Annotated in this window: 4 protein-coding genes and 1 pseudogene; 2 read left to right on the top strand and 3 right to left on the bottom strand. The window is 73.7% G+C overall.

Going from position 1 to position 9,959, the window contains the following annotated elements:
• The 3 genes and pseudogenes from STRIP9103_RS13170 to STRIP9103_RS13160 all read right to left on the bottom strand — a co-directional run.
• Positions 1 to 213: pseudogene (locus tag STRIP9103_RS13170) on the bottom strand (helix-turn-helix transcriptional regulator); the annotation flags it as partial.
• A gap of 44 nt (positions 214 to 257) precedes the next feature.
• Positions 258 to 1,688 carry an ABC transporter substrate-binding protein gene (locus STRIP9103_RS13165; protein ID WP_063747282.1) on the bottom strand — a complete coding sequence of 477 codons (1,431 nt, stop codon included), beginning with the start codon at positions 1,686 to 1,688 and terminating at the stop codon, positions 258 to 260.
• Positions 1,689 to 1,988: 300 nt separating this feature from the next.
• A complete protein-coding gene (locus STRIP9103_RS13160) occupies positions 1,989 to 6,164 on the bottom strand; it encodes an FHA domain-containing protein (RefSeq protein ID WP_009309745.1) in 4,176 nt (1,391 codons plus the stop codon).
• Between the two features lie 513 nt (positions 6,165 to 6,677).
• On the opposite strand from STRIP9103_RS13160, the gene STRIP9103_RS13155 reads away from it, so the two are divergent.
• Complete coding sequence (locus STRIP9103_RS13155; RefSeq protein WP_078613894.1) at positions 6,678 to 8,465, top strand: serine/threonine-protein kinase; 1,788 nt, start codon at positions 6,678 to 6,680, stop codon at positions 8,463 to 8,465.
• Positions 8,466 to 8,632: 167 nt separating this feature from the next.
• Positions 8,633 to 9,871 carry a serine/threonine-protein kinase gene (locus STRIP9103_RS13150; protein ID WP_009309741.1) on the top strand — a complete coding sequence of 413 codons (1,239 nt, stop codon included), beginning with the start codon at positions 8,633 to 8,635 and terminating at the stop codon, positions 9,869 to 9,871.
• Positions 9,872 to 9,959 lie beyond the last annotated feature (88 nt).

Here is a 9,959-nt window from a genome sequence, read left to right as displayed (position 1 = left end):
GGCGATGAGGTAGCCGAGTTGCGCCCTGCTGCCGCTGCCGAGGGCCGTGGCGAGCTTGGCGATGTGGGCGCGGCAAGTACGGACGTTCATGCCGAGACGGCGGGCTATGGCCTCGTCGACGTGGCCCTCGATGAGGAGCTTGGCTATCGAGCGTTGTATGCCGGTGATGCCGTCCGAAGAAACGTCGTACGGGACTTCCTCGGTCAGCGGAACCCCCGCCGTCTTCGTCACGGCAGCGGACGACATGGAGGTCGCCGTCAGCCGTTCCCGTAGGCCTTCGCCGCGTCGGCCTCCAGTTTCTTCTGGGCGCCGGCCACGTCGTCGGGGTTCTTCAGGAAGTCCTGCAACTGCTTCCACTCGCCGACGCCCTGGGTGCCGCCGAACGCCGCCGGGGCCTGGTCGGACATGTCGAAGCGGAAGTCGTCGCCCGCCGCGAGCAGCGCCTTGGAGATCTCCCGGGTGACGTCGTCCTTGTAACTGACCTCATTCATCTCCTTGTTCGGGGAGAGGAAGCCGCCCTGCGCCGCCCAGATCTCCGCCGCGTCGGTCGAGGCCAGGAAGGTGAGCAGCGCCTGCGCGCCCTTGCCGTCCTTGAGCGCCACCGCCGCGTCGCCGCCCGTCACCACCGGGGACTCGTCGCCGACGGCCGGGAACGGGAAGACCTTGGCGTCGGTGCCGATCTTGGCGTCCGTGTCGCCGTTGATGGTGACGGCCACGAAGTCGCCCTCGAACACCATGCCCGCCGGGGTGTCGCCGCCGAAGGTGTTGGTGATGGACTTGGGGTACTCGGTCTGGAGCGCGCCCGAGGCCCCGCCCGCGATCAACTCATCCTTGCCCCACAGTTCGGCGAGTGTGCTGAGGGCCTGTTCGACGGACGGATCGGTCCACTTGATCTTGTGCGCGGCGAGCTGGTCGTACTTCTCCGGGCCCGCCTGCGAGAGATACACGTTCTCGAACCAGTCGGTGAGCGTCCAGCCGTCGGCTCCGCCGATGGACACGGCGGGAGAGCCGGCGTCGGAGAGCGTCTGCGCGGTCTGGATGAACTCGTCCCACGTCTTGGGTTCCTCGGTGATGCCCGCCGCCTCGAAGGCCGCGGTGTTGTACCAGACCAGCGACTTGTTGGCGGCCTTCACATACACGCCGTACTGCTTGCCCTCGTACGCGCCGAGGTCCTTCCAGCCCTGGGAGAAGTTCTTGTCCAACTGCGCCTGGGCCTCGCTGCCGAGCGGTTTCACCCAGCCCTTCTGGGCGAACTGGTGCAAAACGCCGACCTGTGGCAGGAACGCCACGTCCGGCGGCTTGCCGCCCTCGATCTTCGTACCGAGGAACGTGGAGGTGTTGTTGCCGGTCGGCACGAACGTCACCTGGGCGCCGGTGCGCTTCTCGAACTCGTCCAGCACCTTTTGGAAGTTCTCCAGCTCCGGGCCGGTGAAGACGGCGGCGACCTCGAGTTTCTGACCGTCGAGCTTGGGCAGCTGAACGGATTCGGCTCCACCGGTCTGGCCGCCTCCGTCGTCACCGCCGTCGTCGCCGTCGCCGCCGCATGCGGTGAGGGATACGGCGAGGATGCCTGCGGCCAGGGCCGCGAGGGCTTTGGTGGGTGGTTTGCGTGTACGAAGAGTGCGAAGCGTTCCAAGGGTGGCGAGATTGCCACCGAAATTGCCAAGAGTGCCAAGAGTGCTGCGCATCACTGACCCCGTTCTCCGTGCGTCGTCGAACGTAGAAGCGCTGTCCCGTGCGCTCTGGTCTACGCCGCGTATCTGGGGGCTGCAAGAGCGCCTGCGGTGTCAACTCCGTGATCGTGACCGCGTCGTGACCAGTGAGGGGTGGCCGAGGGGGGATTCGCCGTGGGGGTGCTTCGCTGTTGCCGGGTGCGGGTCCGTCGTGGTCGCTCGCGCAGTTCCCCGCGCCCCTTACGGGGCACGGGTCCTCCACTCAGCTGCGGGCTTCCGCCTCGCCGCAGCTTCGGGTGCCCTGCAAGTGGACGGTCACAGCAGCGAGGGCACCCCGATCGCCGAGACCTCTCGTGCCGCGCGGTCCAGCGCACTGGCGAGCAGCGCCAGGTCCGTGGGGCCGTTCCCCAGCTCCCGGACGGGGCGTCGAGCCGGTGGGTCCCCCATACGGGCCCAGTCGAGCGGCACGACCGTAGGGCGCAATGTGGCCGTGCGCGGGATACGGCCCGTTACGCGGCCCGCCTGGAAGGGCGTCGCACGGCCTCCCTCACCCAGCAACTCCCCCCGCCCGGGCGCGGGTTCGTCCGGCCCCGGCGCCGGCGCGCTCAGCACGACCCGCCCCCCGGCCGCCCGCCCCAGCTCACTCTCACCCACACGCCCACCCCCACCGGTGGTGGCGACGAGGTGCACCCCGAGCCGTTCCCCTTCCCGGACCACCGCCTCCAGCGCCCGTACGACCGACCCCGCAGCCGGCCGCCCCGTGGAACCCAGCGCGGGAGACAGCAACGCGTCGAGGTCGTCGACGATCACGACGAGCCGGGGCAGCTCCGAGGCCTGCCCGGCCCCCCTGCCGTCACGGTTCTGATCGGCACCGGCACCCTTGCGCCCCGCCCCCGGCCGCAGCCGCAGTGTGGAGCTGGAGGGCGAGTCCAGGTCGGCGGCCCCACCGGTCCCCGACTGCGCGGCCCCGCCGACTCCGGTCTGCCCGGACGTCGCCGAGCGCTGGGGCACGATCCGGCCCGACACCTCACGTCGGGTGTGCCACTCCATGAAGCCGAGGCCGCCGAGCAACTCCGCCCGCCGTTTCAGCTCGGCGGACAGGGACTGCGCGAACTCCCGCATGCGGACGGGGTCGTTGGCGATGAGATGCGTACCGACGTGGGGGAGGTCGGTACAGACGCCCAGCCCTTCTCCGGCCCGCCCTCCGCCACCGGCGCCGCCACTGCCGCCGCCGTCCCGCCCGTCGACGAGGGCGATGCCCAGGCGGTCGGGGCGCTCGGCGGCGGCCAGCGACGCGGCGATGGAGCGCAGCAGCTCCGTACGACCGCTCCCGGACGGCCCCTCGATCAGCAGATGCGGCCCCTCGGCGACGAGGTCCACGGAGACCGGCCCGCGCGGCCCGGCGCCGAGCACCGCCCAGGCCCGCCCGCCGAGCGCCGTCGTGTCGTCCACCGCGTCCGCCCAACGCGCCATCAGCGACGCCGGCGTGGCCCGCGCCAGCCCCAACTCGTCCAGCAACCGCGCCGACTGCGGCAACGGCGCCGACACCCGCGTCTGCCGGTCCCCGGCGACGCCGTCCGGCCGCAACGGCGCCAGCGCCCGCGCGAACCGCTCCGCCCACGCCGCCGACACGGCGTCCACCGTGGCGACGGTGCCGTGGTTCAACAGCCCGGGCGGGTTCGGGGCGAGCGAGGTGATGTCCTCGGTGCCGGGGTGCGTGCGCTCGTCGGCACCGGACCATACGGCCCCGGTGACGTCCAGGTTGGTGTGCGTACGGTTCCCGGCACCGGCGTCGGCCTGCGCCGAACGCCCGGACCCGGTACGGCCCGCCGCGCCACCCGGGTCGGCACCGCGTACGCGGTCCGCGGAGGAGGGGGAGACGGGAGCGGTGTGCCCGGAACCGGGGTACGCCGTCCTCGGCCGCCCGGACCGGGAGTGATCCGCAGGGGTGTCGTCCGACCGGGGGTGAGCCTCGGAGACGGCCCCGGCCGTGCGCGCCGACTGGGAACGGGCTCCGGAGGTGTGCGCCCCCTGCGCGTGGCTCGTGGCGCCGCTCGGGCCGGCGTACCCGGGGGCGACACGCAACAGTCGTAGCGCCGTCGCGACGTCACCGCTCAGCAGGGCGACGGCCCCGCACGCCCGGAACGCGGGCGAGCCCCCGCAGGCCGCCGCGTACGTCTCCGTCACCGGCGAGGCGGGCGACGCGGCCTCCGCCTCGGCGAGGCACACCACATGGATCCCGGCGCCGGGCCCCTCCTGCGCCAGCCGCACCACGGCCTCGCGCACATCCGCGCCTCCGGGATCGCCGTCCACGATCACCACGGTGTACGGCCCCGGGAAGTCCCTGCCCCCGGGCTCGTCGTCCCGCGCCCATGACGGTCGCCGCCCGGCACGCCCACCGGGGGCAGCCTCGACGCCGTGGGCCGCCCCGCCGGCCCCACCGTGCTCGGGCCCATGGCCCGCGGTGTCCCTGGCCCCTGCCCCTGGGGTGATACGTCCGCCCGTGCGGCCCACCGGCTCGCCGGCCCGGCGGCTCGCCGCGTCGCCCATGCCCATGCCCGAGGCTCCGGCCCCGGTGCCCGGCGCGTTCGCGGACCCGTGCGCCGCCCTGTCCGCCGCGTGGTCCTCCACGCGGCGCAGCAGCTCGTCCACGCGGGCCGTCGCCTGTTCGCGGTCGTAGGCGAGGAGGAGGCGGCAGTCCTGGCCGTGGGCGGGGCGGAGATGGGGGAGCCAGCCGAGCCAGGACCAGTCGGCGGTGCGTTCCTCGGCGGGGCGGGAGCGGTCCGCGCTGATCAGTACGAGCTCCAGGGTGTCGGGGGAGTGCAGCGCGGCCAGCTGGGCCACGACCGCGCGGGCCAGCCCCAGCAGCCGTGGGCGCGGCCCCGCCAGGCCCAGCGCGCCGACCTCACGCAACCCGGTGGTCACCGGCACGGCCGGCAGCAGCCCCGTACCGTCCGGCGCCGCCCGGTCGGCCGTCCCCAACCGCACCGTCAACGCCTCCGGATGCCCCGGCCCCCGCTCCCACAACCGGGGCCCGGGTCCCAGCGCGGTGAGCAGCAGCGCGGCCGGGTCCGGCCAGGTCTCCGGCAACCGCTCGCCACCGGTCGGCAGCACCGAGGCCATGGCGCCGCGCTCGTCCTCGTCGTACTCGGAGTCGTACTCGTACGGGTCGTGCTCGGCCTCCGACTGCCCCCGCCCCCCGGCCAGCCGCCGCGCCCACGCCCCGAACCCACCCCGTTTACGCACCCCACGCGGCACCTCGGTCCCCCGGAGGGGTGTGCTCTTACGGGTACCGGAGCCGACGGGGCCGGCGGGTTCGCCCGCACCGGCCGGACCGGCGGCGCCACCGGCGGCCCGGGTGGCACCAGCGGGACCGGCTACGTCGCCGGACCCGCCGGACCCCCGGGAGCCCCTGGAAATCCCGGAAGCCCCGAAGGCCCCGTAAGCGTCGGAGACCCCGGAACCGCCGGGGGCGTCGGAGGTGCCGAGAGCGCCATCGGCCCCGGAAGCCCCGGAACGGCCGGCCCTGCCGGAATCACCGGCATCAAGGGCACCCGCCCCGCGACCAGCCCCCGCCGAATCACCATCCACGTCCCCACTGCCCGCCCCCCTGGCCGTCCCGGGCATGCCCCCAGGCGCGGATGCCGCCCCGGCACCCGCCGTCCGCTCGATCCCCGGAGCCCCACCCTGCCCCGGCACCAACCGCTGTTCCGCCCCGTGTCCTGTATGACCACGCCCCGAAGCCGCCCCGGCCCTGCCTCCAGAGCCGAGCCCACCCGACGAGCCCGCGACACCCCCACTCGGCGTCCCACCCCCAACCGCCACCCGAACATGTCCCTCCCCGTCAGGCGCCGTACCGACCCCCCGCACCCCGGACGACGAAGCCAGCCGGAGCGCGGACTCGCCGATGCGGAGCAGCGCTCCCGGGGCCAGCCGGACCGGGCGGTCCGTCACACGGTGGCCGTCGAGGGTCGTGCCGTTGGTGGAGCCGAGGTCGACGACGGAGACGCGGCCGTCGGCGGAGAGGGTGACCGCGCAGTGGAGGCGGGAGACGTCGGGGTCGTCGAGGGGGACGTCCGCGTCGGCGGAGCGGCCGATGTGGATCTTGCCGCCGTGCAGGAGATGGACGCCGCCCGCGTCGGGGCCGGCGACCACGTGGAGCTGCGCGGCGGCCTCGTCGACCTCGGGGCCGGGCTCGGAGGGGGCGCCGAGGGAGAGGACGGCGCCGTCGATGAGGGGCGGCTCGCCCAGGGTGCAGCGCTGGGCGTCGAGCCGCTCGGCACCGGCGTACAGCACGACTTGACCACCGGACTCCCGGCCGCGTTCCGGCTGGGCGGCGGCGCTCTCGCCGACGGCGGAGGCCAGGCCGGAGGCCACGGCGGCGAGTGCCGTACCGGAGGGCGCCGTGACCAGCACGTCGCAGGCCGTGGCACGTCCTCGCGGCTCCGAGGTCGGTCCCAGCGGGTCTACGACGGTCAGCCGGATCTGCATCGCCGTCTGCGGTCCCTTCCGCGCGGGCACCCGCGACGGCGAGGACGAGACTGCGCGGTCCCCACCGCAGACTTCCCCCACCGCTCACGGGCACGTCGGCCAGTACTGGAGGCATCCTCGCACCTGCCACTGACAACGCGCCCGCCGCCCACCGTCAAGTGATCTTGATTGGTCGGCTCTGCCCCCAAAAGTGCCTGACCAATGCCCGGCAGTTGATCACTTGAGATCGGTCACGTTCGGATCGTGGTCGAATCCGGAACCCTGCGCGGTCGTATCCGGAATCACGCATGTCCGTCTCCGGCAACCAACCGGCCACAGGAGGGCGTCTTTCCATCGAACGCACATGGGTACCCGTACGTACTCGTCCGGAGCCACGGCGAGGGGCGGCGGGAGGACACCCCGGTCACGCGGACGGCCGCACTACAGTGGGTCGGAACGTCCGAGGGACGAGGCCGGGCAACCAAGGCACAGGCAACCAGGCACCAGGCAAGCAAGCAGCAGGGAGCGCATGACGTGCGGCCGGTAGGGAGCAAGTACCTCCTTGAGGAGCCGCTGGGACGCGGCGCCACAGGCACTGTCTGGCGCGCCCGCCAGCGGGAGACGGCGGGCGCCGAGGCGGCCGTGCCGGGGCACCCGGGCGAGACGGTGGCCATCAAGGTCCTCAAGGAGGAGCTGGCCAACGATCCGGACATCGTGATGCGGTTCCTGCGGGAGCGCTCCGTGCTGCTCCGGCTCACCCACCCGAACATCGTGCGGGTGCGTGACCTGGTGGTCGAGGGCGATCTGCTGGCGCTGGTCATGGACCTGGTCGAGGGTCCCGACCTGCACCGCTATCTGCGCGAGAACGGCCCGCTCACGCCCGTCGGCGCCGCGCTGCTCACCGCGCAGGTCGCCGACGCGCTCGCCGCGAGCCACGCCGACGGCGTCGTGCACCGCGATCTGAAGCCCGCGAACGTCCTGCTCCAGCAGGACGGCGACCAGATGCACCCGATGCTGACCGACTTCGGCATCGCCCGTCTCGCCGACTCCCCGGGCCTGACCCGGACCAGCGAGTTCGTCGGCACGCCCGCGTACGTCGCCCCCGAGTCCGCCGAGGGCCAGCCGCAGACCTCCGCCGTCGACATCTACGGCGCCGGCATCCTGATCTACGAACTGGTCACCGGGCGCCCGCCGTTCGCCGGCCAGACCGCGCTCGAAGTGCTCCACCAGCACCTCAGCGCCGAGCCGCGCCGCCCCTCCACCGTCCCCGACCCGCTGTGGACGGTCATCGAGCGCTGTCTGCGCAAGAACCCGCAGGAACGACCCAGCGCCGTCAACCTCGCCCGCGCGCTGCGCATCGTCGCCGAGGGCGTCGGCGTGCACGCCAACTCCATGCAGATCGCCGCCGCCGAGGGCGTGGGCCACATCCTCGCCCCCGACCCGGCCCCCGCGCAGGTGCCCGGCACCCCCGAGCCGTTCGGCTCCGCCGACCCGACGCAGGTACTGCCGCAGGGCGCGGGCTCGTACGATCCGAACGCCGCGACCAGCGTGCTCCCGCACACCTCCGGCCCGGGCAACCAGCCGCCGGGCGCCGCCGACCCCACCGCCGTACTCCCGCAGACCGGCGGCCGGACCGGTGACGCGGACCCGACCTCCGTCATGCCGCCGGTGCCGGGGCACGACCCCGGTGGGCAGTCGCCGGAGCAGCCGCACCCCTGGCAGAACCAGCTCCGCGCGGCCCGCGACCGCAACGAGCAGACCCAGGTCCAGTACCTCGACCCCAGCGAGGACCCGCTCCGCCGCCGCCCCCAGCGCCAGGTCAACCGGGCCCCGCAGCAGCCGCCGCAGCCCCAGCAGCAGCAGCCGCGCCGCCAGCAGCAGCGCCCGCCCCAGCGCCCGCCGCAGTCCGGCGCCCCCGGCTACGGCTACCCGCAGCAGCAACAGCCGTACGCCCCCGCGCCCCAGCAGCAGCCGCAGCGGTACGCGCCCCCGCCGACGCCCCAGCAGCCCGCGCCGCGTCCGCAGCCCGCACCGCGTCCGCAGCGCGAGCCCCGGCCGCCGCGCGAGCCGCGTCAGCGCAGCGCCAACCCGATGAGGATCCCGGGTCTCGGGTGTCTCAAGGGCTGTCTCTTCATGATCGTCCTCCTCTTCGTCGGGGGGTGGCTGATCTGGGAGTTCACTCCTCTTCAGGAGTGGGTCGGCACCGGCAAGAGCTGGTGGGGCCAGCTGAGCGACTGGTTCAGCGAAGCGAGCAAGTGGATCAGCGACCTGGGCGGCGACTCGGGCTCCGGCTCCGGAGGCGGCTCGGGCACCGGCCAATGAGGGTGAACTGATCATGGGGGCGGCAGCCCCCATGATCGCGACCCAACCGCCGGAGGCATGGCGTTGGGGATTTGTCGACATCTGAGGGGTGATTTCCGCCTCGGCGGTGAAGGTTGGCTCTTCGGGCGCGTAGCTTTGTCGCCAACACGCGGCCTGTAGGAGCAGTCTTGGGACGGAAGATCGGAAGCCGGTACACCGCGAACCAGATTCTGGGGCGGGGCAGCGCCGGCACGGTGTGGCTGGGTGAGGGTCCGGAGGGCCCCGTCGCCATCAAGCTGCTGCGCGAGGACCTCTCGTCAGACCAGGAACTCGTCAGCCGTTTCGTCCAGGAGCGCACCGCCCTCCTGGGTCTCGATCACCCGAACGTGGTCTCCGTACGCGACCTCGTCGTCGACGGCAACGACCTCGCCCTCGTCATGGACCTCGTCCGGGGCACGGATCTGCGCACCCGCCTCGACCGGGAGCGGCGGATGGCCCCCGAGGCGGCGGTGGCCATAGTGGCCGACGTCGCGGACGGCCTCTCGGCGGCGCACGCGGCCGGCATCGTGCACCGGGATGTGAAGCCGGAGAACGTGCTGCTCGACATGCAGGGACCGCTGGGGCCCGGTGGCGCGCACCCGGCCCTGCTGACCGACTTCGGCGTCGCGAAGCTGATCGATTCTCCACGGCGGACGCGCGCGACGAAGATCATCGGCACGCCGGACTATCTCGCCCCCGAGATCGTCGAGGGCCTGCCGCCGCGCGCCGCCGTGGACATCTACGCGCTCGCGACCGTGCTGTACGAACTGCTCGCCGGGTTCACGCCGTTCGGCGGCGGGCACCCCGGTGCGGTGCTGCGGCGCCATGTGACCGAGACCGTCGTGCCCCTCCCCGGCATCCCCGAGGAGCTGTGGCAGCTGCTCGTGCAGTGCCTCGCCAAGGCGCCGGCCTCGCGGCTCAGGGCGTCCGAGCTCGCGGCGCGGTTGCGGGAGCAGCTGCCGATGCTGGCCGGGATGCCGCCGCTCGACGTCGACGAGCCGGGGGCGGAGACGGCGGAGGCGGTCGAGGAGGAGGCCGCGCCGGTCGCTCCGCGGGAGCGGGTGCGGCGGGGGGCGGTGCCGTTGGTGCTGGGGGCGAAGCCGGACTCCAACCGGGACACGCATACGTCGATGCGGGTGCCCGGGCCCGATGAGCTGGCCGGGGGGGCTCGGGGGACGGCTCGGGTGCCGCGGGCCGTGGGGGCGCCTCGGCCGGGATCCGCGCGGAATCGGGCGAGTGTGGCTCGGCGGCGGAGGATCGCGTTGAGTGCGGCTGCGGTGGCTTTGGTGGCTGCGGTGGGGGTGGGGGCGTGGGTGGCCGCCTCCGGGGGCGACGAGGGTGGGGCTCCGTCCTCCGACACGAAGAATTCCGCGCCGAGCAGTCCCTGACCTCCCGGGTTTCGCCCCCGCCGCCCCTACCCGTCCCATCCCCCAGGGGCGGCTGCCCCTTCGACCCCGCTGCGCCTTCCAGCTCGGG

This window comes from Streptomyces ipomoeae 91-03 (genome assembly GCF_000317595.1).
Classification (GTDB): domain Bacteria; phylum Actinomycetota; class Actinomycetes; order Streptomycetales; family Streptomycetaceae; genus Streptomyces; species Streptomyces ipomoeae.
This window is presented reverse-complemented; position numbering and strand designations above follow the sequence as displayed.

What these genes read in the sequence shown, in the direction of transcription:
- STRIP9103_RS13165 (WP_063747282.1), bottom strand. Translation starts at nt 1,688, where the DNA reads ATGCGCAGCACTCTTGGCACTCTTGGCAATTTCGGTGGCAATCTCGCC.
- STRIP9103_RS13160 (WP_009309745.1), bottom strand. Translation starts at nt 6,164, where the DNA reads ATGCAGATCCGGCTGACCGTCGTAGACCCGCTGGGACCGACCTCGGAG.